The organism is Nonomuraea sp. NPDC050383 (assembly GCF_044459125.1).
Taxonomy (GTDB): Bacteria; Actinomycetota; Actinomycetes; order Streptosporangiales; family Streptosporangiaceae; genus Nonomuraea.
In genome coordinates, this window is the sequence record NZ_JBITIP010000004.1 from 335,088 (window position 1) to 361,308 (window position 26,221).

A 26,221-nucleotide genomic window follows, 5' to 3' on the forward strand; every position below is an offset into this window, starting at 1 on the left:
CGGAGCACACGAATCATCCTTTTGGACAACATCACCCCGCCAAGTCCCCGGACGGCCCCATTGACCAGCGCCGAGGCCGGCGTCAGGAACGCTCGGGGCAGACGCAGAACAGGTGCCCCTCGGGGTCGCGCAGCACGATCCAGCCCACGCCCTCGTCCGTGACGCCCGGCTGGAAGTCGGGCCTGGTCGCGCCGAGCGCGATGTACTCCTCGACCGCCTTCTCCACGTCGGGCACCCGGAAGTCGAGGTGGAACTGCTTGGCCGCGCCCGGCCAGGGGGCCGGCTCGCGCTCGGGGACGCGGCCGAAGTAGATCGCGGTGGTGCCGTCGCCCACCGCGGCGTACTCGTCCTCGGCGTACTGCAGGTCGAGGCCGGTGATCTCGTGGTAGAACTCGGCCAGCTTCTTGGGCTCCGCGCAGTCGATGGTGACGGCCAGGAGCTTCGCCTTCGTTGTCATGGCCCAAGCCTCGCAGGCATACCTGCCATCTTCTGTCAGGTACGTCGGCCGGTTTCTAACGGCGCCGGCCGCCCGACCCCACCCGCTTGAGTATCCGGTCCCACTCGGTGCCGAACGGGTTGTCCTGCACCATGTACGTCCAGGTCGCCGTGGGCCGCTTGAGGTCGGGCTCGGGCGCCTCGAACGCCTCCAGCGACCGCCGCTCCACCTCGGCCAGCATCGCCTTGTACTCGGCGACCGCCTCCCGGTGGAACTCGTCGATCGGGCTCATCCGGCCGAGGGCCCGCAGGTGGATGCCCTCGCGCAGGTCGGTGAGGAAGGCCAGGTGCTCGGTCCAGCAGCTGTCGATGGCGTGCAGCACGATCTGCCGGGCCGTCTCCTCGCGGGTCTCCTCGGGCATGGAGGCCCACCGCTCGGGGTCGCCCTCGGCCAGCGCCCGCGCGGCGGAGTCGCCGTGCAGCACCTTGTCGCGCCACTCCAGGATGAGCTCGCGCTGCTGCTCCAGCAGCCGGGTGTAGCGCCAGGTGTTGCGGTGGATCTGCAGGTTGACGCCCTCGGCCACCCGCTGGGCGTGGGCCACGATGTAGGCGCCGCGGCGGTGCCTGACCACGCCGTCGGCGTCGGCCGCGGGCGGCCGCTCGTCGGCCGCGAACTGGGTGACCAGCTCGTCGCGCATGCTGACGAAGAAGACCGAGCCACCGGGGTCGCCCTGCCGCCCGGCCCGGCCGCGGAGCTGGTCGTCCAGGCGGCTGCTGGCGTGGCGGCCGGAGCCGATCACGTACAGGCCGCCCAGCTCGGCCACGCCCTCGCCGAGGCGGATGTCGGTGCCGCGACCGGCCATCTGCGTGGAGACGGTGATCGCGTCGCGCTCGCCGGCCCGCGCGATGATCGAGGCCTCCTCGGCGTCGTTCTTGGCGTTGAGGACGACGGGGTCCAGGCCGCGCCGGCGTAGCAGCCCGGCGAGGTTCTCCGACTCGGCGACGTCGAGGGTGCCGATGAGGATGGGCCGGCCGGTGGCGTGGACCTCCTCGATCTCCTCGACGAGCGCGGCGTCCTTCTCGGGCACGTCCGGGTAGACGCGGTCGGGCTCGTCCTTCCTGACGCAGGGCCGGTTGGACGGGATGACGGCGACCTTGAGCCCGTAGAACTCGCCGAGCTGCTCGCTGACCGCGACGGCCGTGCCCGTCATGCCGCAGATCTGCGGGTAGCGGCGGACGAGGCCCTGCACGGTGATGGAGTCGAGGATCTCGCCCTTCTCGCTGGGCGCCAGCGCCTCCTTGGCCTCCACGGCCGCCTGGAGGCCGTCGGGCCAGCGCTGGAGCAGCGCGACCCGGCCGCGGGAGGCGTTGATGAGCTGCACCCGGCCGTCGCGGACGATGTAGTCGACGTCGCGGGCCAGCAGGATGTGGGCGTGCAGGGCGAGGTTGAGCTCGATGAGGGTGCCGGGCTCGTTCTCGTCGTAGAGGTCGACGCCGAGGAGGTTCTCGACCGTGTCGGCGCCCTTGGGGGTCAGGTAGACGTTGCGCGCCTGGTCGTCCACCTCGTAGTGGTAGCCGCGGACGAGCTGCCTGACCAGCGCGGCCATCTCGGGGACGGCGCTGCCCGCGTCGGAGGCCCCGGCCATGACGAGCGGCACGCGGGCCTCGTCCACCAGCACGGAGTCGGCCTCGTCGACCAGCGCGACCTCGGGGGCGGGCACGATGAGCTCGGCGGCGTCGGTGCGCAGGCGCTCGCGCAGCACGTCGAAGCCGATCTCGCTGACCGCGCCGTAGGTGACGTCCCTGGAGTACGCCTCGCGCCGCTCCTCGTGCGTGGAGGACTGCCCGACCCAGCCGACGGTGACGCCGATGGCCTCGTAGAACGGCGCCATCCATTCGGCGTCGCGCCGGGCCAGGTAGTCGTTGACGGACATGACGTGGACGCGCTTGCCCTGCAGCGCGTAGCCGGCGGCGGCCATCGCGCCGGACAGCGTCTTGCCCTCGCCGGTCGCCATCTCGGCGACCTTCCCGTCGAGCAGCGCCAGCGTGCCGAGGAGCTGCGCGTCGTACGGCCGGAGCCCGAGCGAGCGGTCGGCCGCCTCCCGGGCGACGGCGCAGAACCTCGCCAGGTCGTCCATCGCGGGGCGGGCGAGCTCGTCCAGCTCGCCGACCGGCCCGGCCAGCTCGCGGGCCGCCTTGACGACCTTCTGGTACGGGCCCAGACTCACTCCTCCCGGCCGGTCCAGGAGGTTCTTCAAGATTCCGGAAATAGACGCCACAGTCCCTCCAACGCGCGCTCTGCCCGGCAGCGTTCCTCTCGTGCCCACCTCCACGAGTGTGACCGAAGTGGGGAGCGGAGCGACGGTACGGCATGCGTCGCCGTACCGGACCCTAACCCATATGGGGACGTGCACGGCGTTCCGCGCCGCCGCCCCGCTCCCCGGTCGGCCCTCGATCAACCGTCCGTCACCGTGTCATCGCTGCTCGGGGCGCACGGCCGGCACCACCACGGCGGCGGCCAGCAGCGCGCACCCGGCCCAGCCGGCCACGCTCAGCCGCTCCCCGAACAGCAGCACGCCGAGCACGGCCGCGCCGACGGCCTCGCCGAGGGAGATGACCGACACGGTGGCGGCCCGCAGCGCGGTCAGCGCCCGGAAGAACAGGGCGTAGGCCAGCGCGGTCGGCACCGCGCCGAGGTAGGCCAGCAGCGCCACGGTCGTCACGGTCGGCTCGGGCACCACGCCGCCGGCCAGCGCGAACGGCGCCAGGCACACAGCGCCCACCACGAACCCGCCCACGGCCATGCCGCCGGGGTCCTCCCGGTGCCGCCGCGAGTACAGCGTCACCGCGGCGTACCCGGCGGCCGACACCAGGGCGAACGCGACGCCCCCCAGCCGGCCGCCGCCCGCGAGCAGGCTCTCGCCCGTGAGCAGGAACAGCCCGGCGAGCGCGGCGGCCAGGGCGAGCAGGCCGGTGCGGCCGGACCGCTCGCCGAGCAGGAGCCGCCCGCCCAGCTCGGTGACGACCGGGGTGGCGCCCATCGTCACCACGGTCGCGACGGCCACGCCGGACCGCTCGATGGCCGCGAAGTACGCGGTCTGGTAGACGGCCATCCCGGCGCCCACGACCACCATCCGGACGTCGAGGCGCGGGAGGACGCCGCCGGTCAGCCGGGTGAGGACGAGCAGGAAGACGGCGCCGAGGGCGTAGCGCCAGAGGGACACGCCGGCCGGGCCGAGCCCGCCGGACTGGAAGAGCAGGGATCCCGCGGCGCCGCCGGTGCCCCAGGCGGCCGCCGCCACGGACACGTAGAGGGCTCCCCGGCGCGCGGAGACGGGTGAGGGGACATGCGTCATGACAGATCTCTCCGGATGGAGTGGTCGGAAGGGGGCCCGTACGCGGGCAGCGACCACCCCCGGATCGGTCAGATCCGGCGAGATGTCAGAAGAGGCCGCCCGCTACCGGGCGGGCGGCGGGGAGCAGATCAGGAAGCGCGGCACGTCCCCCACCCTAGCGGCTCCGGGGTCGGCGGGGCCTCACGGTCTGCGGTGCCTCACGGTCTGCGGGGCCTCACGGTCTGCGGGGCCTCACGGTCTGCGGGGCCTCACGGTCTGCGGGGCCTCACGGTCTGCGGGGCCTCATGGTTTGCGGGCGACTCCCCCGAGGAGGAGCTCCTCCCAGGCGGCCGGCGGGTCGGGCAGCCGGTCGTCGGGCCGCCACTCGGGGAAGCGCACCAGGCCGGGCTCCACCAGCTCCAGCCCGTCGAAGAAGCGGCCGATCTCCTCGCGGGAGCGGAAGTGGCCGGTGCCCATCGTGACCCGGAGCATCGCCTCCAGCGCCTGGGCCTTCGGGTTGGCCGAGGCCAGCATGTTGGAGGCCGCCAGGTGGCTGCCGGACGGCAGCGCGTCCATGTAGCGCCGGACGATCCCGTGCGGGTCGTCCTGGTCGGGGAACAGGTGCAGCAGCCCGATCGCCAGCACCGCGACGGGCCGGGACAGGTCGATGAGCCGCCGCAGCTCGGGGTTGCCCAGCACGGCCGCGACGTCGCGGGCGTCCTCGGTGATGGCGACCACGTGCGGGTTGCCCTTGAGGATGGCGCGCGCGTGCGGCTCCACCGACGGATCGACGTCCACGTACACGACGCGCGTCGAGGGGTCGGCGAACTGGGCGACCTCGTGGGTGTTCTCGATGGTGGGCAGGCCGGCGCCGAGGTCCACGAACTGCCGGACGCCGGCCTCGCGGACGAGGTGGTCGACGACGCGGCCGACGAACGCCCGGTCGCACCAGACCAGGTCCACGATCTCGGGCACGGCCTCCCTCAGCCGCCGCGCGACGGACCGGTCGGCGGCGAAGTTCTCCATGCCGCCGAGCAGGGCGTCGTGGACGCGGGCGACGCTGGGCGTGGACGGGTCGACCCCGGGCGGGGCCCCCTCCTCATGGGACCACTCACCGCTCGCCCACGCGCTGGAGGAACCGAGGCTCATCCGGACTCCCCTTTGGTCGGTGACGCGGATCGTACCGAAATCGGGGGCTCCATGTCTGCGCCGACCTGTGGCTTCGCACCGGCCGCTTGGCCGTCCGTTGACGAAATTCCGGGACGCGGTTTACGCGCCGTCTCCCGGGTAGCTGGAGCGGGCCCGAGTACGAGACGGAAGCAGAGAGGACGTGAGCTTCATGGAGCTCTGGGACTATCGATCTGACGTCTACGACCGCGGCCAGGCGCTGGACATCAACGGTTACCACGTCCACGCCACCGACGGAAAGATCGGTTCCGTCGACGAGGCCACGTACGAGGTCGGCGAGAGTTACCTGGTCGTCGACACCGGTCCGTGGATCTTCGGTAAGAAGGTCATGCTGCCGGCGAGTGTCATCACCCGGATCGACCCCCAGGCACGCGAGGTGTACGTCTCGCGTACCAAGGCGGAGATCAAGGACGCTCCGGAGTTCGACGAGGGCCGCTTCAAGGAGCCCGAGTACCGGACGCGGGTGGGCGACTACTACGGCCGGTTCCCGCACTGACCTTCGGTCAAGGTGAAGGGCCGCACCCCTCGGGGTGCGGCCCTTCGTCCGTTCTGAGGGCCCGTCCTGAGGGTCCGTCCTCAGGGTCCGTCCCCCGGGGTCCGTCCTCAGGGCCAGGACGGGTCGCCCTTGGGCTCGGCCGGCCCCTCCAGCACACCCAGGCGTTCCAGCAACGTGAGGAAGGTCGCCGCGTACGGCGAGGCGGCCGTCACCGTGGCCACCCGCTGCCAGTCCACCTGCTCCCGCAGCGCCCGCACCTGCGGCAGCAGCGCGCCGTAGTCGCAGGCGTGCTCCGACAGCGGCATCAACCAGGAGATCACCAGGTCCGTGGCCTCCAGCACGGGCACGATCACCGCCGACGCCTTCATAGGCTCGGCCCGCTCGATCAGCTCGTCGGTCACCGGCCGGTCGGAGATACGGAAGATCAGGTCCACCAGCCGTCCATCGTCGTACGCCTTGACCAGCCAGTCCTCCGGCGGTTTGGCCGTCTCGAAGCCGAGGGCGCGCAGCGCTTCCAGGGCGGCCGGAACGTCATGCTCGGTGATGACGAAGTCCACGTCGTGCAGCGAGGGCGCCGCGCCCCTGGCGTAGGCGGCGCACCCCCCGGCCAGGGCGAACTGCACTCCCGCGTCCTTCAGCCCCGAGCTCGCGCGTTTGAGCGTGTCGAGGATCGCGTCGGTGACTTCATGACTGTGGCTGCTCATGTGATCCGGCTACCCTCCCGGTCCCCCGCTAGACGTCGGATCGCGCGCAGGAGCGGTGCCAGCACGGGATTGTCGTTGCCGGCCCGCCAGGCGAGATCGAGCCGCACCGTGTCGGGCCCGAGCCCGGTCACCGGCCGCAGCACGACGCCGTCCATGCGCAGCGCGGAGGCCGCCGCGGGCACCAGTGCCAGGCCGAGCCCGGCCTTGACCATGGCCAGGACCGTGTGGACCTGGCTCAGGTACTGCCGGTGGACCGGCTGCACGCCGGCCGTGCGGAAGACGGCGACCAGCACCTCGTGGAAGTAGCGGGCCTCGGACGGCGAGTACATGATGAACGGCTCGCCGTCGAAGTCCGCCACGCTCGGGTACGGCGCCCGCACCGCCAGCGGGTGGCCGTCGGGCAGCGCCGCGAGCAGCGGCTCGCTGGTCAGGGGCGCGGTGCGTATGTCGGCCGTGCGCACCGGGGGGCGGACCATGCCGACGTCCACGGCGCCGGACAGCAGCGCCTCCACCTGCGCGGCGGTGACCATCTCGCGCAGCACCAGCTCCACGCCGGGCAGCCGGGCGCCCGCCTCGGTGACGACGCGCTCCAGGAAGGAGTAGGCCGTCGTGGCGGTGAAGGCGAGGGTGACCACCCCGGCGTCGCCGCGCGGCGTGCGGCGTGCGGTCAGCACCGCCTCCTGCGAGACCTGCAGCACCTTGCGGGCCTCGGCGAGGAAGGCCCGCCCGGCGGGGGTGAGCCGGACCGCCCGGCGGGTCCGGTCGAACAGCTCGACGCCCAGCTCGCGCTCCAGCGCCTGGATGCGCCGGCTCAGCGGCGGCTGTGTCATGCGCAGGCGCGCGGCGGCCCGGCCGTAGTGCAGCTCCTCGGCGACCGCGACGAACCCGACGAGCTGCTCCATCGACACCATGCTCGGCAATGATACGCGGCACGCATCGGAGGATGCGAAAAGAGTGTTGGACCGGCATGAGTCGCGCTGCCTATGGTCATGACGGGACACCGACCCCAAAGGGGACGGATCCCCCGACGAAGGAGACCCGATGACCCCCGACGAGCTGAGCGCCCGGCTGGCCTCAGGGCTGCTGTCGTTCCCCGTGACCCACTTCAAGGACGACCTGTCCTTCGACGAGGCCGCCTACCGCGAGCACCTCGCCTGGCTCGGCCGGCACGAGGTGGGCGGGCTGTTCGCGGCCGGCGGCACGGGCGAGTTCTTCTCGCTGACCCAGGCCGAGGTGGAGCGGGTGGTGGCCGTCGCCGTGGACGCGGCGCCCGCCGGGGTCCCGGTGCTGGCCCCGTCCGGGCACGGCACCGCGACCGCCGTCCAGCTCGTCCGCTCCGCCGAGCTCGCCGGGGCGGCCGGGATCCTGCTGTTCCCGCCGTACCTGACCGAGGCCGACGAGGAGGGGCTGGCCGCGCACGTCGCGGCCGTGTGCCGGGCGACCGCCCTGGGCGTGATCGTTTACAACCGGGCCAACGCCCGCTACTCCACCGCGACGCTGGAGCGGCTGGCCGCCGAGCATCCGAACTTCGTCGGCTTCAAGGACGGCGTGGGCGACCTGGAGCAGATGACGCGCGTCCGTGCCCGCCTGGGCGGCCGGCTGCTCTGCATCGGCGGTCTGCCCACGGCGGAGCTGTACGCGCTGCCGTACCACGCGCTGGGTGTCGAGACCTACTCCTCGGCGATCTTCAACTTCCTGCCGGAGTTCGCGCTCGCCTTCCACCGGGCGGTACGCGGCGGCGACACCGCCGCGGTGACCGGGATGCTGAACGACTTCGTCCTGCCCTACGTGGAGCTGCGCGACCGGCGGCGGGGATACGCGGTGAGCATCGTCAAGGCGGGCCTGCGCGCCGCCGGCCGCCCGGCCGGACCGGTGCGGCCCCCGCTGGTGGACCTCACCGGCGAGGAGCAGGACCGGCTGTCGGCCCTGATCGGGCGGGTGAGCGCCTGACCCGCGTCCCCGCTCCGGCGCGCGAGTAGAGCGCCGGAGCGGGGGTAGCGCGAGGCCCTATGACCGACTTCCTGGAGAAGACCGAACGCGAGTACCAGGGCGAGCACGACCGGCCGCTGCGCGGCTACCTGCGCATCATGACCGTGTACGGCGGGGCGATCGCCGCGGCGGTGGGCGCGGCCGCGCTGATGGGGCGCAAGGCACCGGAGCGGGTGGGGCTGATGGACGTGGCGCTGATGGCGGCCTGCACCCACAAGGTGTCGCGGCTGATCGCCAAGGACCCGGTGACCAGCCCGCTGCGGGCGCCGTTCACCCGGTACGAGGGGACCAGCGGCCCGGCCGAGCTGAAGGAGGAGCCGCGCAACTCGGTCGGCGAGCTGGTGTCGTGCCCGTTCTGCCTGGCGCAGTGGACGGCCACCGCCTACGCCGCCGGCCTGGTCTTCGCGCCCCGGTTCACGCGGCTGGCGGGGGCGACGATGACCGCGGTGGCCGCCTCCGACTGGCTCCAGCTCGCCTACGCGAAGATGATGCGCTCCGCGTCCTGACCCGCACGGCATGGGGGGAAGGGCCTCGGCGAGGCCCTTCCCCCCCATGCCGTGCGGGCGGTCCCTGTGCCGTCAGCGCAGCCGGGGCAGGACCTCGCGCGCGTAGAAGTCGAAGAACGCGTCCTGCTCGGCCCCGATCTGGTTGACGTACACCTCGTCGAAGCCGGCGTCCACGTACTCGCGGATCGCCTGGACGTGTGCCTCGGGGTCGGGGCCGCACGGGCTGCCGCCGACGGCCTGCTCCTCGGTGACCGACTCGGCGAGCTGCTCGAAGTGCCGGGGCAGGGGCAGCAGCTGCGACGCCTCGCCCTGGATGCCCTGGTTGGGCCACAGCCGGTGGACGGTCCTGCGCGCCTCGGCCTCGTCCGGCGCGTAGCAGACCTTGAGGCCGCCCATCGCCGGCTTGCCCGCGCCGCCCGCCTTGTGGAACTGCTCCACCATCTCGGCGCTGGGGCCGGTGGAGATGTAGCCGTCGGCGATGCGGCCGGCCAGCTCGATGGCCTTGGGCCCGAAGCCGGACATGTAGATGGGCGGCGGCTCGTCCGGCAGCGTGTAGAGGCGGGCGGTGTCCACCCGGTAGTGGGCGCCGCGGTGCGTCACCAGCTCGCCGGTGAACAGCTCCCGCATCAGGCCGACGGCCTCCTCCAGCATCTCCAGCCGCTCCTCGGCCGGCGGCCAGCGCGACTCGATGACGTGCTCGTTGAGCGCCTCGCCGGTGCCGACGCCGAGCCGGAAGCGCCCGCCGGACAGCGCCGCCGTGGTGGCCGCGGCCTGGGCGGTGATCACCGGGTGGATCCGCATCAGGGGGCAGGTGACGGCCGTGGTGATGGGCAGCGACGTGGCCTCGGCCAGCGCGCCGATCACGGACCAGACGAACGGGCTCTGCCCCTGCGCGTCCAGCCAGGGATGGAAGTGGTCGGAGATCCACAGCGCCTCGAACCCCGCGCGCTCGGCCGCCTTGGCCTGCCGGACCAGTTCCCGGGGGCCGTGCTCCTCGCAGGAAAGGAAGTATCCGAATGTGGTCATGAAGGTCCACTTCCCGGCGCACTCAGGGAAAACATGGCGTGCGCCAGGAATGGATGTTAAATGCCTTTCGGCACGGGCAGTAGCGGGCCATGGCTACTTTGCTGTGGATCATCGCGGTCGTTCTCGTCATCGCCGGCATCTATGTGATTCTGGCCCGTCGCGATCTCCTCTGGGGGATCGTCCTCATCGTCCTCGGCTTCCTGGTGGGCCCCGGCGGTGTCAGCATCTTCAATGTCTAGGGGCGCCATCGACGCGCCACCCGTTCTCCGCCCGGCCGGTGAACGCCGGCCCGGCGGACCTACCCGACAGGCTGTGCCATCCCGTGTTACCCGTCTCACGCCTTTATCCGGCGACGAGATGAAAATGTAATCAAATTCCCGAAAATCAGCCAAAAGATCAGCTATCGAAAGGGAAGGGCGGCCGCGCCGGGGGGGGGCGGGCGGGGCGCCCCCCCCCGCCCCACCGGCATGACGGGGATCAGGACAGGGTCAGGGACCGGCCGGCCGGGTCAGGAAACAGCCGGCCGAGTCAGGAGCAGCCGGGGAAGGTCAGCGCTGGTCGGCGGCCTGCGGGGCGCCGCCGTTGTCGCGGCGGTCCAGCGCGGTCTGCACGGCCTCGGCCGCCTCGTCGTCGCGCTCCTCGGCGCCGTTCCAGGAGTACATCTCATACATGTGAGTCATCTCGTTTCGCGGGGCGTCATACAGACGGGAGTCGAATCCCGGCCGAGCATGAGCTCGCGGCACGGGAACACGGACCAGGCGATGGGACTGACGGCCGACGCGACGCCACACCGCGGCGGGTCGCCGGCCTGCCCTAACAGGCCCCGCCGCGGCAGGTAATGAGTACGAGAACCTGGCGCATTGCTAGCAATGTACCTTCCGGTCTCCCGGCTGTCTCCTAGGACGTCCTAATATCTCGCATCGTGAGACAAAAACGACCGCCGCCGGACAGGTGCTGTCCGGCGGCGGTCTGCGGGAAGGGGACGGCCCGTCAGCCGTCGAGGTCGACCGAGCGGCCGCTGTCCGCGCCGATCTCGCCGACGATCTGCTCGACCACGTCGGCCGGGATGGCCGTGTCGACGGTCAGCGCGATGAGCGCCTTGCCGCCCTTGACGTCACGGGCCACCTGCATCGAGGCGATGTTGACGCCGTGCTCGCCGAGGAGGCGGCCCACGACGCCGACCACGCCGGGCCGGTCGGTGTAGGTGAAGAACGACAGGTGCTCGGTCGGCTCGATCTCCATCTCGTAGCCGTTGACCTCGACGATCTTCGTGATCTGCCGCGGGCCGGACAGCGTGCCGGACACGGAGACCTGCCGGCCGTCGGCCAGCACGCCGCGCACGGTGACGACGTTGCGCCAGTCGGGGCTCTCGGAGCTGGTCACCAGCTCCACCGTGACGCCGCGGTCCTTGGCCAGCAGCGGCGCGTTGACGTACGTCACGGAGTCCTCGACCACGTCGGTGAAGACGCCCTTGAGCGCGGCCAGCTCCAGCACCCGCACGTCCTGCGAGGCGATCTCGCCGCGCACCTCGACGTCGAGCTTGGTGGCCACCTCGCCGGCCAGGGCGGTGAAGACGCGACCGAGCTTCTCGGCGAGCGGCAGGCCCGGCTTGACGTCCTCGGCGACGGCGCCGCCCTGGACGTTGACCGCGTCGGGCACGAACTCGCCCGCCAGCGCCAGCTTCACGCTGCGCGCCACCTGGGTGCCGGCCTTCTCCTGGGCCTCGTGCGTGGAGGCGCCGAGGTGCGGCGTCACGACGACCTGGTCGAGCTCGAACAGGGGGCTGTCGGTGCAGGGCTCCTTGGCGAAGACGTCGATGCCGGCGCCCGCCACGCGACCCTCCTTGATCGCGGTGTAGAGCGCCGCCTCGTCGACGATGCCGCCGCGGGCCACGTTGACGATCCGCACCGAGGGCTTGACCTCGTGCAGCTCCTTGTCGCCGATGAGGCCGACGGTCTCCTTGGACTTGGGCAGGTGGACGGTGATGAAGTCGGCCTGCTTGAGCACCTCTTCGAGGCTGAGCAGCTTGACGCCCATCTGCGCGGCGCGGGCCGGCGGCAGGTAGGGGTCGTAGGCGATCAGCTCGACGCCGAACGGCTGGAGCCGCTGCGCCACGAGCTGACCGATCTTGCCGAGGCCGAGGATGCCGACGACCTTCTCGTCGAGCTCGACGCCGGTGTACTTGGACCGCTTCCACTCGCCGTTCTTCAGCGCGGCGTGGGCCTGGGCCGTGTTGCGGGCGCTGGCCAGGATGAGGGCGATGGTCTGCTCGGCGGCGCTGGTGATGTTGGAGGTGGGCGCGTTGACGACCATCACTCCGGCCTTGGTGGCCGCCTCGACGTCGACGTTGTCGAGGCCCACCCCGGCGCGGGCGACGACGCGCAGCTTGGGCGCGGCGGCGATCGCCTCGGCGTCCACCTGCGTGGCGGAGCGGACGATCAGCGCGTCCACGTCGGCGAGCGCGGGCAGCAGCTGCGAGCGGTCGGCGCCGTCGGTGTGGCGGACCTCGAAATCGGCGCCGAGCACGGCGAGGCCGGCCTCGGACAGCTCCTCTGCGACCAGGACGACGGGCTTTGTCACGGATGGATCCTTAAGGCGAGCGGCGGGCTAGGGGCACGTCGGCGAGCCCCTCGGAGTCCCACAGAGTGTATCCGCGCTTGTGAACGCGTTCACGAGGGACCCGGCATGTGAGACGGACGCCGCCCTACCCGTGGACGGCCAAAGTCATCCACGTCGCACCCATCTTTGTCTTGATAGGGGGATTTCTTCGCCATTAGCCTGATAAGCCGTGGCCCACTACCTATGGTTCGTCATATGAGCATCGGGAATCCTGCGCTCGCCGACGTGCTCGTCCAGCATGGTGCCCCGCACCGCCTGCTCGCGGCCCTGGCCGAGGGCGGAGTCCTGGTGGCCGTGCGACCCGACCGGTCCGTCGTCCTGGGCACCACGCAGGCCGGCGACCGGGTCCTGCTCGGATACACCGGCCCTGGGACCTACGCCAGGCACCGCGGTTGCCATGTCCTGTCGGCCTGCGACGCCGACACCATTCTCGACATCCAGCGCGTCACGGGTGTGCGGGAGATCGTCATCGACGCCGCCGGGCCGGCCGCGGCCGCCGTGCCGATCGACGACCTCCAGCGGTTCCTGACCTCGACGCGCACCGGGCCGACGCCCGTCCTGTCGGGCGCCGCCCCCGCCGCCTACGCGACCGGCGCCATGGCCATGGTGTCGCGCGGTGCCCCTGCGCTCGCCCAGGTGGCGCCGCCGGCTCCCGAGGCGCCGCAGATGCCGTGGATCCCCGCGCCGCGCCCGCACCTGTCGGGCCCGATGCAGCAGGTCGATCCCGGCTACCGGCGCTGCACGCACCCCATCCTGCCCGCGCTGCGGCGCGCCATCGCGCACCTGCTGATGGACTACCCGCTGGTCCACCACGTCTGGATCTCCGAGGCCCGCACCGCCTCGGGCGTCCCCGGCATCATGCTGCACGTGAAGGTGCACATGTCGGCGGCCGAGGACGTCGTGCGGGACCTGCACCGCGGGGTGCGCGCCCGGCTGCCGCAGTTCGCGGCCAGCGGGGCGCCGATCCTCATGGCCCGCGTGGCCGACGCGCGCAGCGAGCGCCGCATGATCGAGATCGGCGCGCACGTGGTGTGCGCGAGCGTCACCGACTAGCCGTACGGGCGCCGCCTCCGGGTCGGCGGGCACGGTGGAAGTGGGCCCTACCGAACAAGGGCTCGCTCGGTTTAGATGAGGGCATGATCGCGAAGCCCTCGGGCGTGCCCACGGTGTCCGGGGGCGTGCGCCTCGGCTACGGCGTCGGTTCGTTCTGCACGGCCACGTTCAACGCGGTGCCCGGTCTGCTGCTGCTGTACTACATGACGAACTTCCTGGCCGTGCCCGCGTGGCTGGCCGGGACCGTGGTCGCCGCCCCAAAGGTCTGGGACCTGGTGATCAATCCGCTCGTCGGCCGCTGGTCGGACCGCACCACGTCGCGGCTGGGCCCCCGGCGCCCGTGGCTGCTGGCCGGCGCCTGCACGCTGCCGGTGGCGTTCTTCCTGGTCTTCGCCGGGCCGCCGCTGACCGGGCTGCGGGCCGCCCTGTACGTCGGGGCCTGCTTCATGGGCGCCGCGACGGCGTACGCGCTGTTCGAGGTGCCGTACAAGGCGATGCCCGCCGAGATGACCGGCGACTACCACGAGCGGACCTCGCTGCTGCAGTGGCGGATGGTCTTCATCGGCGCCGCCACCGTGATCAGCGGCATCGTCGCCCCGGCGATCGTCAACAGCGACGGCCCCAGGGGCACCCTGGACAGCTACCGGCTGATGGCGGTGACCATCGCGGTGGTCCTGCTCGCCTCGATGCTCGGCTCGTTCTTCGGCACGGCCCGCGCCCCCATGACCGGGGCGCCGGAGCCGGACGCGGGCAGCCTGCGCGAGCAGTTCGCCGCGGCCCGGGGCGACTCGGCGTTCGTCTGGCTGCTGGGGCTGAGCTGCGCGCAGATGACCGCGGTGAGCATGCTGCTGGCCGGCGCGCCGTACTTCGCCTCGTACATCCTGGGCGATCCCAAGGCGACGAGCACGCTGTTCGCGGTCATCGTGGGCCCCATGCTGCTGGCCATGCCCGCCTGGGTGTGGCTCGCCAAGCGGTACGACAAGCGGGGGGCGATGATCCTGGCCGGGCTGCTGTTCGGCGGCGGCACGCTGGCCGCCGCGGCCACGCCGGTCTTCGGGTCCTGGTACGCGCACGCGGCCATGCTGGTCGTGGGCATGGGGTACGCGGGCGTCCAGCTCCTGGAGTTCTCGATGCTGGCGGACGTGATCGCGGCCGACGCCGAGCGGACGGGCAAGCGGCGGGCGGGGGTGTTCACCGGGCTGTGGACGGCGATCGAGAGCGGGGTCAGCTCGTTCGGGGCGTTGATCTTCGGCGGCGTCCTCTCGCTGGGCGGCTTCCTGGAGTCCGACGCCAGCCGGCCGGTCCGGCAGCCGGACGGCGCCGTGACCGCGATCCTCATCGGGGAGACCGCGGTCCCGGCGCTGGTGCTCTTCCTGGCGGTGCTGATGACGCTGAAGTACCGGCTCAGGCCAGGCGGCGTGCCGGCGTCCAGCGCGTCCGGGTGAACAGGCCCGCCACCAGGGCGGCCAGCAACGGCAGCCCGAGCACGATCGCGGCGACGTAGAGCCACGGGACCGCGACGAGGGTGGGCTCCGCGATCAGCCTGCTGCCCGGTATGCCGAACGGGTGGAGCATGGGGAAGATCAGTGCGACCCCGGTGACCAGGCCGGCCACCAACCCCACGAGTGTCCCGGTGCCCGCGATGAACCCGGCCTGGGCCGCCACGACGAGCCGGCGTGTCCGTCGCGTGGCCCCGACGGCCGACAGCGTGTCGAGGTCGCGCCGCATGTCGGCCGCCGCCAGCCCGGTGGCCGCGAAGGTGCCGCCGAGCACCAGGAGCACGGCCAGCCCGAGGGCGGCCACGAGCATCGTCGTGTCGCGGCCGACGTAACCGTACTCGATGGAGGCGGTCACTCTCGTGTCCACCGCCCGCAGATCCCGCTCGAACCGGTCATAGTCGGCGGGACGGTAACGGAGGAACAGCTCCCCCTCGACCGTCTTGAAGCCCGCCCGAGTGAACACTTCCGGCGGGATGACCGCACCGGACTGCCGCGGATCGGCGCCCCGGGCGACCACGGCGGGGATCCGCAGCGGGGTGGCTTTCGCGCCCTCGCCGCTCACCCGGACTACGAGTGCGTCCCCACGGAGGAGCGTCCGGTCGAAGACCACGGCCTTGCCCGCCGCCAGGGCCGCCGCGGCGCGGTCGTCCCGCCGTCCCTGCTGGAAGGCGAGCAGCCGCCCGTCCCCGATCATCGCCCGTTCGAAGCCACACCCGTCCCCGCACTCCCGCGGGCCGATGACCAGGGGCACCGCCTCGCGACCCCTGGCATCGCGCAACTGCTGCCCGGCGACCAGGTCCACGCCCGGCAGCCTCCGCTGGAGGGAGTCCCGGATCTTGGCCCATGCGGCGGCGTCGTTCAGCCCCAGCCCGCTCACCCACGTGGTACCGATGGGCATGGACGGCTGGTACTGCCGTTCCGCGGCCGCATTCGCACTCGTGGAGGCGACGCCCAGCGCGACCGCCGCCATGGTGGCGGCCATGACCGCCGCCGCCGCCGAGGCCGTTCGCATGCGGTGGCGGACGGCGTCGCGCACGGACAGCCGCGCCGGAAGGGGCAGCCTCGGGGCGAGCCGCCCCAGGAACCGGACCACCCACGGCATCAGCGCGACCAGCCCGAGCACGACCGGCACCGAGGCCGTCACGATGGGTTGCTGGCCACGGCGCATGGCCAGCATCGCCGCTGTCGCCGCCAGGCCCAGCAGCACCAGGACGAGACCCAGGACGGGCCGGCCGGCACGCCCGCGGATCTCCCCCATCTCGCCCTCCCGGCCCGCCAGCACCTGGACCGGGCTCTGCCGGGCGGCCTGCACCGCCGGCACCACGGCCGCCACCAGGCCACTGACCAGGCCCAGCGCGGCGACCCCGAGCACCTGCGCCCAGGGCACGTCCAGCGGCCCCAGCGACGCTCCCCACCGTGCGATGACGGGCGCGGCCAGCCAGGCGCCGCCGATCCCGACCGGGACGCCGAGGAGGGTGGCCGCGCCGCCCAGCACCAGGCCGTCGGCCAGCACGATCACCTTGAGATGGGCGGCCGACGCGCCTTGAGCCGCGATCACGGCCAGCTCGCGCCTGCGCCGCCGCAGGCCCACGGCGAAGGCCGGCCCGGCCAGCAGGACGGTCTCCATGACGACGAGGATCACGACGGTGGCGATCCAGAGCAGAGTGTCCCTGCTCGGCCGGTTTTCCCGGGTGAGGGCTCCGCTGGGCGCTTCGGATGCCTCGACGACAGCGCGGGACGTCACCCGCAGCCCCACGGCGTTCAGCTTCTGCACGTCGCGCCACTGGAGCGGCGCGGGCGTGTCGGCGAGCCAGATGGGCCTGAGGTCCGGCGACTTCAGGATCGAGCCCGGCATGGCGATGACCTCCATGGCGCCGGGCCGGTTCGGGTTCTCGGCGATGCCGACCACCCGCCGGGGCCGATCCCACCGGGTGACCTTGAGTACCTCGCCTATCCGCATCGGCGCGTCCGCCACCGGCGGTGCGACGACGATCTCGTCCTGCGCGGCGGCGAACCTGCCCTGCACAAGTCGGCGGACCCCTCGGGCGATCGGGTCGCGCAGGTCCGCCTCAAGCAGGTCCACGCGCTGGTAGCCGTCGGCCAGCCGCACCTCCACCTGGCTGGTCTGGAGCGGGAGCAGCCGGCCGCCGCCGAGCAAGGCGCCGAGCGTGTCCGTGGTCCACCGGCGCGGCTCGCGGTTCTCCTCTCCCCGCCCCTCGACCCGCCAGGCGTCGCCCGAGAAGTCCTGGGTGATGGGGCCGCCGGACGCCGGCATCTCGATCCGCGCGTCGGCCGCGCCGAGCTGCGTGGTCAGCCCTTCGAGTGGGCTCACATCCAGCGTGCGCAAGCCGGTGAACAGGGCGGTGAAGACGAGCACCGGTAAGCCGATCATCACCATGACCAGGGCGCTGCGCCCCTTGAAGCGCAGGGCGTCCCTGCGGGAGATGCGCAGCGCGGCGGTGAAGGAGCTCATCGGGCGCTCTCCAGCCCTACGGCGGCGGCGTCCGCGATCGCGCCGTCACGCAGGTAGACGACCCGGTCGGCCCAGCCCGCGTACCTGGGCTCGTGGGTGACCAGCAGGACCGCCGCGCCCCCGTCGCAGCGCTCCCGCAGCAGCCGCATGATCTCGTCGCCGGTCGCCGTGTCGAGCGCCCCGGTCGGCTCGTCGGCCAGCAGCAGGCTCCGCTCCCCCGCCAGCGCCCGCGCGATGGCGACCCGCTGCCGCTGGCCGCCCGACAGCTCCTCGGGGAAGCGGTCGGCGACGTCCCCCACGCCCACCTCCTCCAGGACGGCCAGCGCCTCGGCCCGCGCCCGGCCCGTCCGTACCCCGTCGAGCTCCCGGGGCAGCATCACGTTCTCGGCCGCCGTGAGCGACGGGATGAGGTTGAGGTCCTGGAAGACGTAGCCGACCTCGCGGCGGCGCAGCGCGGCCAGGTCCTTCACGGCGGCGAGATCGGTGCCGCCGATGGTCACGGTGCCGGAGGTGGGACGGTCGAGGCCGCCCGCCACGTTGAGCAGCGTGGACTTGCCCGAGCCGGACGGCCCCATCACGGCGACCAGCTCGCCGCGCGAGACGTCCAGGCTCACCCCCGTCAGGGCGTGCACGTCGCCGTGGACGCGTGTCACGTCCCGCAGCTTCACCACAGTCATGCCTTCTTCTCCCTCAGAACGGCCTCGCAGTGGTCCAGCCAGCGCTGTTCCGCCTCGGCCTTGAAGATCAACGAATCGAGGACGAGCCGTTCGGCGAGCCCGCCTGACGCGGCCCGCTTGGCCCGCGTGAGTTTCTGCAGCGCCCCCATGGCGGCCATGCGCTGGGCCTGGACGACCGCGTGGACGTCCACGCTGCCCGTGGCGACGGCCATGGCGAGCTTGATGGCGAGCTCGTCCCGAGGCCGGTCGGCCTGGTCGACGGGGGTGCCGAACCATCGCTCCAGCTCCTCCCGACCGGCCTCGGTGATCGTGTAGACGGCCCGGCCCTGGTCGTCGGTGCCGCCCGGGGCGACCAGGCCGTCGCGTTCCATCCGGGAGAGCGTCGTGTAGACCTGGCCGATGTTGAGCGGCCAGGTCGCCCCTGTCGACGCCTCGAATTCCACCCGGAGCTGGTAGCCGTATCGCGGCCCCTTGCTCAGCAGTGCCAACAGTCCGTGCCTGATCGACATGAATACTGAGTATGCATACCGAGTATGCTCACCGCAAGGCGAACGCCGGAACTGCCGCGGAATCCGGGGTTTCTGGACACGGAACGCGGAGTAGGCCGATACTCGGGGCATGAGCTCGACGCATCCACCGTTTCGCGCGTCCGACGGGGAACGCGATCGCGCGATCGGCGAGCTTCGCGACCGGGCCGTGGAGGGACGCATCTCCCACGACACCTTCGTCGGCCGGGTGGACGAGGCCCTGCGCGCCCGCAGTCGCGACGAGCTCGACCGCCTGGTGGCCGACCTGCCCCGGCGCCGGTCGCTCCGAGAGCGCGTGACCGACATGGTGTCCTCGGCCTCCGACTTCACCACCGGCCTGCGCGCCGCCTGGCGCAAGCCGCGCCTGCCCCGGCTGGCGCTGCCCGACGACGACCGCGCCCGCTACGTGGTGGGCCGGGGCGCGGCGTGCGATCTCGTCCTGTCCGACCTCACCGTCTCGCGCGTGCACGCCGAGCTGCGGCGCGAGGAGGGCGGCGGGTGGATGCTGGTGGACCTCGGCTCGCTCAACGGCACGCGGCTGAACGGCTGGCGGCTCGTCGGGCCGGCCCGGGTCACGTCGGGCGACGAGATCTCCTTCGGCGACTGCGGCTTCCTGGTCACCTCCGGCCCCCCGGCCGCCTGACCCGCTCTCCGCCGCTCCGCCGCTCCGCCGCTTCCGGTACGGCGGCGAAAGATACGGATATTTGCGGATTACACGGCGTCTGGGCTGCTCGATGATCCAGGGCGAGACCCCCAGCCCTTTGGAGACTCCATGCGGCGCACCTCAGCCTCCCTCGTCGCGGGCGCGCTCGTCGCGGCCCTCGCGTGGGCGTCCAGCCCCAGCACGTCCGCGATCGCGCTCGAACCGTCGCCCGGCGTGGCCGACCTGGCCCAGGACATCAACCAGATCCTCGCCGACTCGCGGCTGACCATCGCCCGGGCCGGCGTGGTGGTCAAGAGCGCCACCACCGGCGAGGAGCTCTACTCCACCGACGCCGGCAAGCAGATGATCCCCGCCTCCAACACCAAGCTGTTCACCTCGGCCGCCGCCGCCGAGACGCTCGGCCTCGACTACCGCTTCCCCACCACGGTCCTGTCCGCCGGGCACAAGATCGGCTCCGCGCTGACCGGCGACCTGGTGCTGCGCGGCACCGGTGACCCGACCATGCTGGCCGAGGACTACGACGCGCTGGCCGCCAAGGTCGCCGCCGCGGGCATCAAGGTCGTCACGGGCAAGCTGGTCGCGGACGACACCTGGTTCGACTCCACGCGGCTCGGCAGCGACTGGGCGTGGGACGACGAGACGGCGTACTACGCGGCGCCGATCTCGGCGCTGACCGCCTCGCCCGACCGCGACTACGACGCCGGCTCGGTGATCGTCTCGGTGGCCGCCGACGGCGACAAGGTCAAGGTGTCGACCACCCCCGAGACCGACTACCTGAAGATCGTCAACAAGGCGACGGTCGGCTCGTCCACCGATGTCCTCATCGAGCGGGAGCACGCCGGCCGCACCGTCGTCATCACCGGCACCGTGGCGGACCCGTACCAGGAGTGGGTGGCCGTCGACGACCCGACGAGCTACGTCTCCTCGCTGTTCCGCAAGGCGCTGACCAAGCACGGCGTGCGCGTGCTCGGCCCCACCGTGACCGGCGCCGCCCCGTCCGGCGCGGCCGAGCTGGGCAAGCACGAGTCGATGCCGCTCGGCGAGCTGCTCGTGCCGTTCCTGAAGCTGAGCAACAACATGCACGCCGAGATCCTGACCAAGGCGATGGGCCGCAAGGTCTCCGGCAAGGGCACCTGGGCGGCCGGCCTCAAGGTGTCCACGGACTTCGCCAAGGCGAACGGCGTCCAGGTGATCAACATGCGTGACGGCTCCGGCCTGTCGCGGCGTGACGGCTTCTCGCCCGGCTCGATCGCGCAGCTCCTGACCGCCGTACGCGGCAAGCCGTGGTTCAAGACCTGGTACGAGGCCCTGCCCATCGCCGGCAACGCCGAGCGCTTCGTCGGCGGCACCCTGCGCAGCCGGATGCGCAACACCCCGGCCGCCGGCAACGTCCACGCCAAGACGGGCTCGCTGACCGGCGTCACGTCGCTGTCGGGTTACGTGACCAGTGCCGAGGGCGAGCCGCTGGTCTTCTCGATCATGCTCAACCAGTTCCTGTCCGGCTCGCCGAAGGACATCGAGGACAAGATCGCCATCCGCCTCGCCCAGTTCTCCCGCACCGCCACGGTGGACGCCACCGCGCAGCTCCGCCAGGCCGCGGTGGACGCCCCGGACCTCGAGTGCTCCTGGCTCAAGCCCGCCGAGTGCTGACCCGGCCCGGAACGTAGTCACCCACCCCGGCCCGAGCCTCCGTCCGCGTGACGGGGCTCGGGCCGAGGCGTTCGGGAGCGCCTCGGACGCTTTCACCGAGACCGCAGACAATCGCTATCTGGTGATCAGTGTTTTGACGGCGAGTTGCTCCTCCCCCGCGGGGCCGTCGAGGCGGATCGCCAGCTCCCAGACGCCGCTCATCGGGAACAGCTCGCCCACGGCCACGAAGCGGCCGGGCTCCCGCTCGGTGGCGGAGATCTCGGGTGTGGAGTGTCCCATCTCGGCCATCACCGCCGACACGGCCACGGTGTCGGGGTCGCCCTTGCTCACCTTGATCTCCACGGTGACCCGGCCGGGAGCCGGGTCCGCGATGAGGATGGTGGCGGCGTAGCGGGTGCCCGTGGTGGTCACGTCGACCGGCTCGGCGGCCGTGCTCCTGCCCGCGACGAACAGCGCCACCGCCGCGACCACGAGCGTGGCCGCGGCCACCACGTGCCACCTCCTGATCACTGGGTCTCCGATGCGGTCACGTTCACGGTCAGAGGTACGGTCACGATGCGGTCGGCGGTGGCGTACTGGATCCAGGCGAGGTAGCGGCCCGGCTCGGGGAAGCTGAAGGTGAAGCGCACCTGGGACCCCGGGGTGCCCATCTCGTGCACGTGGCCGAAGAAGTCGCCGTCCTGGCTGCGTATGAGCAGGTGGCCGGTCATGCCGAGCCAGGTCCGCACGCCGGCCGGGGTGTCCACCTCGATCGTCGTGGGCCGGCCCGCGACGGGCGCGCCGGGTTGCAGCCGCGGCGTGGCGGTCGTACCGGCCCGCGCGTCGGGTGCGCCGGCACCGCCGGGCTCCGTGGCTGTGCCGGACTTCTCCGGCGCCTGGGCCGTCCCTCCGACGGTGAAATCCGCGGCGACGAGCTGCCCGCCCGAGCCCTCCCGTTCGAGCTCGGCGTGCGCCAGGTACCGGCCGGGGCGGTCGGCGCTCAGTCTGACCTCCAGGTGTCCGGGTGCCGTGCGCAGGGGGTGCACGTGGCGGAAGTAGCGTCCGTCCTCGCTGGTGACGATCACATGGGCGAGCGCCTCGTGGTGCGCGGTGAGGTCGTCGACGGGCCGCCCGGTGGAGCCGTCGATGAGATCGGCTCGCAGGGTGAACTCCTCCCCCGCCGCCGGCCGGGCCGGGACCGTCTCCATGCGGACCTGCGCGTACGGCCGCCCCTGCGCGGTCGTGGAGGTGGGCGCGGCGCCGGCGGGCGCGGGCGGCGGCACCTGCGAGCCGAACACGACGACCATGGCGGCGACCGTCACCCCGGCCGCGGCGCCCGCGGCCAGCGCCATCGCCGGTCCGGGGCGGGCCAGCGCCCCGGTGAGCAGGCCGCCCACCAGCAGGATCGCGGCCACGAACAGGCCGCCGTAGATGAGGAGGTCGCCCGCCGACTGGCGTTCGACGAGGACGCGGAACGGGATGACGGCGACCTCGTCCCCGGCGCTCAGTCTCAGCTCGTGCGGCCCGGCCCGCTCCACCTGGAGCTGCGTGAACTGCGGGTTCGCCGTCGCCTGGGCGGTGCCGGTCACCGTGTGGCCGTCGTCGACGGAGCGGACTTCGAGACCGACGCGCAGGCCGGACACCGGCTGGTAGGCGACGACGCCGATCCGCAGCGGCCCCGGCACCCGGGTCGTTCCTTTGACCACCACGGTGACCTCGGCGCCGGCGATCGTCTGGGCGATCCGCAGGTCCGCCCCCGCCGTGACGTTGTGCGCCGCGGCGGGGGCGGCCATCGCCAGCACGAAGGCGGCGGCGAGGCACAGAACTCGGATCATGCCCGCTCGGCGTCGGCCGCGCCGGGCGGAACCGGCTCGGCGCTGACCGCGCTCGGCGGTACCGGCGCGGCGGTGACCGCGTTGGGCAGGAACAGCGCCCCGAGCGCCAGCCCGATCAGCCCGGCGATGATCGGCGCGCCGGTCCACAGCTCGGGCACGGCGGGCAGGCCGCCCCCGGTGGCCGAGGCGACCCCGATGTACAGCGACCAGGTGGCGAAGGCCGACAGCCCGGCGAAGGCCCAGTACGCGGCGCGCCGCTCACCCGACGGCCGCAGCCGGCGGATCAGCAGGTCGCTCACGAACCCGGCGGCCACGAACGACAACAGGATCGGCACGTTGCGGAACGCCGTCTGGGCCCCCGGCATGAGCACCATGATCGCGTACATGACGGTCACCGAGCCGAACGGCAACATCCAGCGGCGCACCAGGAACAGCACAGGGCTGAGCATGATGACGTTGGTGACGACCATCGCGACGGCCACCCGTTCGGCGCCCGAGTCCTCCAGCACGGAGAACGCCTGGACGATCCGCTCGGGACGGTACTGCAGGGCGTCGCCGTACGACAGGAACAGCGACACCAGCGTGGTGGCGAACGCGAGCCCGATCAGCGCGGGCAGCAGACGGCCGAGCGAGGGCCGGGCGCCGAGGCCGGGGGCGTTCCACGCCGAGCGCAGCGGTGTCGTGATGATGAGCATCATCGTCACGATGAGGCCGAGATGTGACGGGCTGAAAAGAATGTTGATGGTCGTCTCGATGCCGAGGATGGTGTGCCACATCATGTCGGCGAATCCGAAGGCGGCGAACGCGGGAATCGCCACCAGCCCGGCGAGATAACCGGTGGGAACGGCCGCCAGCCCCTGACGGCCGGCGCGCATGTTGCGCCACACCTGCCAGATTATCCAGCCGGAGACCACGGCGAACCCGGAATAGAACACCGCGTGCCATGGCGTGAAGAAGGTCTCCAGGCCCGCCAGGTTGGTGTGCGCCCAGGCGTCGATCATCAGTCCGACCCCGAACCAGATCCCGAGCAGCGCCATCACCAGGTCTGTCCTGGGGGACACCCATCCGCGGGGTTCCCCCGTATCCACCATGAATCGCCGAATGCCGGCGGCTAATGCCACGTCATGAATCCTTTCCGTCACATCACATCTCTTTTTCGAGACATCGGGGTGGCGGTGATAACCGCGTCATGAGCCCCAAACGGCGTTGATCCTAATGGCTGCCGGCCGCTGTGTGCCGACATGGCTTTCATGAATCTGCGGCAGTCGTAATTCCGGCCGGACGCAGAGTTTCGCCGGCCGATGAACCCTGGCGGCCGGCCTCGCGTACCTCTCACTACCGACTCCACGTCCCGGGCCCGGGGTCGCCGAGCCAGGGAGCGCCTGGCCCCCGCCGAGCGCGTCACCGCGCCGGTTCCCACCGCCCGCCACGGCGCTCCCTTCCCGGCGGGCCCGGCCGCGCCTCCCCCGCACACGGACCGCGGCCGGGCCCCGCCCTTCTCTCCTCCGCTATGCTGCTGATCCGTAAGGTGCGGCGAGGCACGCCTGGGCGTGGTCTCGTGCCGGGACTTCCGGCCGGCACGACGTCCCCACAGCGGGTGAACGTCTGAGTCTCTCGAGAACAGAGAGTGCTTCGCCATGCCGCAAACCGGCACCGACGTCCGCGTCTCCGCCCGCTGGCGGATCTTCGCCGTCATCCTCGTCGCCGACGTCCTCGACCTGCTGAGCACGACGGTCACCAACATCGCCGCCCCGTCCGTCGTGCGCGACCTGCACGCCCCGCCCTCGCTGACGCCCTGGCTCGGCTCCACCTACGCGCTGGCGCTCGGCTCGATCCTGGTGATCGGCGGCCGGATCGGCGACCGGTACGGACAGCGACGGGCCTTCCTGACCGGCACGGCCGGGTTCGCGGTCGCGTCCCTGCTGTGCGCCCTCGCCTGGAGCCCCGAGTCGATCATCGGCGCGCGCCTGACCCAGGGCGTGTTCGGCGCCCTGCTCATCCCGCAGGGCTTCGGCATCCTGCTGCGCGTCTTCCCGCGCGCGGAGCTGGGCCGCGTCTTCGGGCTGTTCGCGCCGCTCATGGCCGTCGGCTCGATCAGCGGCCCGGTCGTGGCCGGGCTGGTCATCCAGGCCAACCCGTTCGGGCTCGGCTGGCGCGGGATCTTCGCCGGGAACGTGCTGCTCGGCCTCGCCGTGCTGCTCGCCGGCGCGAAGGAGCTGCCGCCCGACCGGGAGCGCCGCGCCGTGGTGATCGACCCGCTCGCCGCGGTCCTGCTGATGCTGGGCGTCCTCGGCGTGCTGGGCGGCCTCGTCCAGAGCGGCGACGGCGGCTGGAGCCCGGCGACGCTGCTCGCCGTCGCCGGGGGCGCGGCCTGCCTGGCCCTGTTGGCCGTCCACCAGGTACGCGGCGGCAACCCGCTGCTGGAGCCGTCGCTGTTGCGCAACCGCGGGTTCGTCGCCGGAGTCCTGGTCGGCGCGCTGTTCTTCGCGGCCGTCTCGGGCCTGCTGTACGTCTCGTCCCTGTACCTGCAGGACGGGCAGCGGCTCGAACCGCTGACGACCGCGGGGACGATGGCGCCGCTGTCCGTCGGCATCATCGTGGCCTCGTTCACGGCGCGCGGCCTCATCACCCGGCTCGGCCGCCGGCTGGTGGCGATCGGGCTCGCGCTGACCGGCGTGGGGGTGCTCTGCTACCTGGCTGTCGTGGCGGCTCCGGGGCTGTCCACGTGGGCGCTGACGGCGCCGCTGTTCGTGTGCGGGCTGGGGATGGGCTGCTGCTTCGGCTCGATCTTCGCGGTGGCGCTCGGCGACGTCGGCGTCGACGAGTCCGGCAGCGCCGGCGGGGCGGTCAACGCCGTGCAGCAGCTCGCCAACGCGTTCGGCGCGGCCGGCGTCTCGACGGTCTTCCTGACCGTCAGCACCGGCCACGACGCGCGGTCGGGTGCGCTGCTCACGCTGTGCGGCGTCCTCGGGGTGATCGTGCTCTGCGCGCTGTGCCTGCCGCTGCTGCCGAGAGCCGCAACGGCCGGCCACCACTGACCCGCCCCGGGTCACGGGTCGCCCCCCGACAGGAGGGGAGCGACCCGGACCCGGGCGGGGAAGGAACTCTGGTGGGAGTTCCATGACCGTTGGGGGTGACCGGTGCACTGGCATGCCTACGCCTGGGTCGGCGACGGCGCGGAGCGCGAGCGGGAGGAGGAGCGGCGGCCCGGCTCGCCGGAGTTCGGCGCCTCGGACCTGCCGCCCATGCTGACCGGCGACTGGCTGGCCCGCCCGGCCTCCCGGATCGCCGCGACCTTCGACGAGCCCGGCCCGGCGCTGGAGTGGCTGGCCGCCCGGTACCGCCGGGCTGCGAGGTCCTTCCCCCGCCCGGACCGGGTGGGGCTGCGGGCCCGGCTCGACGGCGCCGCCGACGCGCTGCCGCGCGGGGTGGACGTGGTGTGGGGCGAGTGGCTGACAGGCGGGCGGTTCGCGAGCATCGCGATGATCTGCTGCCCGAACCGCCACACCGCGCATCCGTGCCCGATCCGCCGCCCACCGCGGCTGACCGCGGGCCGGTAGACCCGG

25 protein-coding genes are annotated in these 26,221 nt (G+C 72.5%); 10 read left to right on the plus strand and 15 right to left on the minus strand.

Annotated elements, in window-relative coordinates:
• Positions 1-82: 82 nt before the first annotated feature.
• From ACIBG4_RS12965 to ACIBG4_RS12980, 4 genes are all read right to left on the minus strand, one after another.
• Positions 83-457 carry a VOC family protein gene (locus ACIBG4_RS12965; protein ID WP_310713391.1) on the minus strand — a complete coding sequence of 125 codons (375 nt, stop codon included), beginning with the start codon at positions 455-457 and terminating at the stop codon, positions 83-85.
• A gap of 55 nt (positions 458-512) precedes the next feature.
• Positions 513-2,705: an accessory Sec system translocase SecA2 gene (secA2, locus tag ACIBG4_RS12970; protein WP_397202130.1), complete on the minus strand. Its 2,193-nt coding sequence runs from the start codon at positions 2,703-2,705 to the stop codon at positions 513-515.
• A 204-nt stretch (positions 2,706-2,909) separates the two neighbouring features.
• A complete protein-coding gene (locus ACIBG4_RS12975) occupies positions 2,910-3,791 on the minus strand; it encodes a DMT family transporter (RefSeq protein ID WP_397201968.1) in 882 nt (293 codons plus the stop codon).
• 282 nt (positions 3,792-4,073) lie between these two features.
• On the minus strand, positions 4,074-4,919 hold the full coding sequence (locus tag ACIBG4_RS12980; protein ID WP_397201969.1) for an SAM-dependent methyltransferase: 846 nt from the start codon (positions 4,917-4,919) through the stop codon (positions 4,074-4,076).
• A gap of 190 nt (positions 4,920-5,109) precedes the next feature.
• On the opposite strand from ACIBG4_RS12980, the gene ACIBG4_RS12985 reads away from it, so the two are divergent.
• Positions 5,110-5,454, plus strand: a complete 345-nt coding sequence (locus ACIBG4_RS12985; RefSeq protein ID WP_310713437.1) for a PRC-barrel domain containing protein — start codon at positions 5,110-5,112, stop codon at positions 5,452-5,454.
• Between the two features lie 107 nt (positions 5,455-5,561).
• On the opposite strand, the gene ACIBG4_RS12990 is transcribed toward ACIBG4_RS12985, so the two are convergent.
• Together ACIBG4_RS12990 and ACIBG4_RS12995 are read right to left on the minus strand one after the other, a co-directional pair.
• Positions 5,562-6,158 carry a nucleotidyltransferase gene (locus ACIBG4_RS12990; RefSeq protein ID WP_397201970.1) on the minus strand — a complete coding sequence of 199 codons (597 nt, stop codon included), beginning with the start codon at positions 6,156-6,158 and terminating at the stop codon, positions 5,562-5,564.
• Positions 6,155-7,069, minus strand: coding sequence for a LysR family transcriptional regulator (locus ACIBG4_RS12995; RefSeq protein WP_397201971.1), 915 nt, complete (start codon positions 7,067-7,069; stop codon positions 6,155-6,157). The genes ACIBG4_RS12990 and ACIBG4_RS12995 overlap by 4 nt, the downstream gene beginning before the upstream one ends.
• 130 nt (positions 7,070-7,199) lie before the next feature.
• Here ACIBG4_RS12995 and kdgD point away from each other — a divergent pair, with 130 nt between their 5' ends.
• A complete protein-coding gene (gene kdgD, locus ACIBG4_RS13000) occupies positions 7,200-8,108 on the plus strand; it encodes a 5-dehydro-4-deoxyglucarate dehydratase (RefSeq protein ID WP_397201972.1) in 909 nt (302 codons plus the stop codon).
• 59 nt (positions 8,109-8,167) lie between these two features.
• Entirely contained in the window at positions 8,168-8,653 is a 486-nt protein-coding gene (locus ACIBG4_RS13005) for a DUF1360 domain-containing protein (protein ID WP_310713381.1), read from the plus strand.
• 72 nt (positions 8,654-8,725) lie between these two features.
• Here ACIBG4_RS13005 and ACIBG4_RS13010 read toward each other — a convergent pair whose 3' ends face one another.
• Entirely contained in the window at positions 8,726-9,679 is a 954-nt protein-coding gene (locus tag ACIBG4_RS13010; RefSeq protein WP_397201973.1) for an LLM class F420-dependent oxidoreductase, read from the minus strand.
• A gap of 89 nt (positions 9,680-9,768) precedes the next feature.
• Here ACIBG4_RS13010 and ACIBG4_RS13015 point away from each other — a divergent pair, with 89 nt between their 5' ends.
• On the plus strand, positions 9,769-9,918 hold the full coding sequence (locus ACIBG4_RS13015) for a GPGG-motif small membrane protein (RefSeq protein WP_175593845.1): 150 nt from the start codon (positions 9,769-9,771) through the stop codon (positions 9,916-9,918).
• Positions 9,919-10,227: 309 nt separating this feature from the next.
• Here the strand turns inward: ACIBG4_RS13015 and ACIBG4_RS13020 are convergent, their stop codons facing one another.
• Both ACIBG4_RS13020 and serA read right to left on the minus strand, forming a co-directional pair.
• The gene (locus ACIBG4_RS13020; protein WP_310708763.1) at positions 10,228-10,350 is read right to left on the minus strand and encodes a hypothetical protein; all 123 of its coding nucleotides are present in this window, start codon (positions 10,348-10,350) and stop codon (positions 10,228-10,230) included.
• Positions 10,351-10,669: 319 nt separating this feature from the next.
• Positions 10,670-12,259 (minus strand): phosphoglycerate dehydrogenase, encoded by a 1,590-nt coding sequence (gene serA, locus ACIBG4_RS13025; protein WP_355440264.1) that lies wholly within the window; start codon positions 12,257-12,259, stop codon positions 10,670-10,672.
• A gap of 234 nt (positions 12,260-12,493) precedes the next feature.
• Between serA and ACIBG4_RS13030 the strand changes: the two genes are divergently transcribed.
• Together ACIBG4_RS13030 and ACIBG4_RS13035 are read left to right on the plus strand one after the other, a co-directional pair.
• On the plus strand, positions 12,494-13,351 hold the full coding sequence (locus ACIBG4_RS13030) for a hypothetical protein (protein ID WP_397201974.1): 858 nt from the start codon (positions 12,494-12,496) through the stop codon (positions 13,349-13,351).
• Positions 13,352-13,434: 83 nt separating this feature from the next.
• Positions 13,435-14,796 carry an MFS transporter gene (locus tag ACIBG4_RS13035; RefSeq protein ID WP_397201975.1) on the plus strand — a complete coding sequence of 454 codons (1,362 nt, stop codon included), beginning with the start codon at positions 13,435-13,437 and terminating at the stop codon, positions 14,794-14,796.
• Here the strand turns inward: ACIBG4_RS13035 and ACIBG4_RS13040 are convergent.
• The 3 genes from ACIBG4_RS13040 to ACIBG4_RS13050 are packed head-to-tail and all read right to left on the minus strand — an operon-like array spanning position 14,756 to position 18,509.
• Complete coding sequence (locus tag ACIBG4_RS13040) at positions 14,756-17,323, minus strand: FtsX-like permease family protein (RefSeq protein WP_397201976.1); 2,568 nt, start codon at positions 17,321-17,323, stop codon at positions 14,756-14,758. The genes ACIBG4_RS13035 and ACIBG4_RS13040 overlap by 41 nt on opposite strands.
• Positions 17,320-18,000: an ABC transporter ATP-binding protein gene (locus ACIBG4_RS13045; protein ID WP_397201977.1), complete on the minus strand. Its 681-nt coding sequence runs from the start codon at positions 17,998-18,000 to the stop codon at positions 17,320-17,322. Before ACIBG4_RS13045 ends, ACIBG4_RS13040 begins: the two co-directional genes overlap by 4 nt.
• Positions 17,997-18,509: a PadR family transcriptional regulator gene (locus ACIBG4_RS13050; protein ID WP_397201978.1), complete on the minus strand. Its 513-nt coding sequence runs from the start codon at positions 18,507-18,509 to the stop codon at positions 17,997-17,999. Before ACIBG4_RS13050 ends, ACIBG4_RS13045 begins: the two co-directional genes overlap by 4 nt.
• 109 nt (positions 18,510-18,618) lie before the next feature.
• Here ACIBG4_RS13050 and ACIBG4_RS13055 point away from each other — a divergent pair, with 109 nt between their 5' ends.
• Together ACIBG4_RS13055 and dacB are read left to right on the plus strand one after the other, a co-directional pair.
• On the plus strand, positions 18,619-19,170 hold the full coding sequence (locus ACIBG4_RS13055) for an FHA domain-containing protein (protein WP_397201979.1): 552 nt from the start codon (positions 18,619-18,621) through the stop codon (positions 19,168-19,170).
• 129 nt (positions 19,171-19,299) lie between these two features.
• Positions 19,300-20,841: a D-alanyl-D-alanine carboxypeptidase/D-alanyl-D-alanine-endopeptidase gene (gene dacB / locus ACIBG4_RS13060; protein ID WP_397201980.1), complete on the plus strand. Its 1,542-nt coding sequence runs from the start codon at positions 19,300-19,302 to the stop codon at positions 20,839-20,841.
• Positions 20,842-20,955: 114 nt separating this feature from the next.
• Here the strand turns inward: dacB and ACIBG4_RS13065 are convergent, their stop codons facing one another.
• Genes ACIBG4_RS13065 through ACIBG4_RS13075 form a run of 3 tightly spaced genes read right to left on the minus strand, consistent with a single transcriptional unit; the run spans position 20,956 to position 23,716 of the window.
• Positions 20,956-21,351, minus strand: coding sequence for a hypothetical protein (locus ACIBG4_RS13065; RefSeq protein ID WP_397201981.1), 396 nt, complete (start codon positions 21,349-21,351; stop codon positions 20,956-20,958).
• Positions 21,348-22,655: a hypothetical protein gene (locus ACIBG4_RS13070; RefSeq protein WP_397201982.1), complete on the minus strand. Its 1,308-nt coding sequence runs from the start codon at positions 22,653-22,655 to the stop codon at positions 21,348-21,350. The genes ACIBG4_RS13065 and ACIBG4_RS13070 overlap by 4 nt, the downstream gene beginning before the upstream one ends.
• A complete protein-coding gene (locus ACIBG4_RS13075) occupies positions 22,652-23,716 on the minus strand; it encodes a hypothetical protein (RefSeq protein ID WP_397201983.1) in 1,065 nt (354 codons plus the stop codon). Before ACIBG4_RS13075 ends, ACIBG4_RS13070 begins: the two co-directional genes overlap by 4 nt.
• Positions 23,717-24,292: 576 nt before the next feature.
• Between ACIBG4_RS13075 and ACIBG4_RS13080 the strand changes: the two genes are divergently transcribed.
• Positions 24,293-25,693, plus strand: coding sequence for an MFS transporter (locus ACIBG4_RS13080; RefSeq protein WP_397201984.1), 1,401 nt, complete (start codon positions 24,293-24,295; stop codon positions 25,691-25,693).
• A gap of 102 nt (positions 25,694-25,795) precedes the next feature.
• On the plus strand, positions 25,796-26,215 hold the full coding sequence (locus tag ACIBG4_RS13085; protein ID WP_397201985.1) for a hypothetical protein: 420 nt from the start codon (positions 25,796-25,798) through the stop codon (positions 26,213-26,215).
• Positions 26,216-26,221 lie beyond the last annotated feature (6 nt).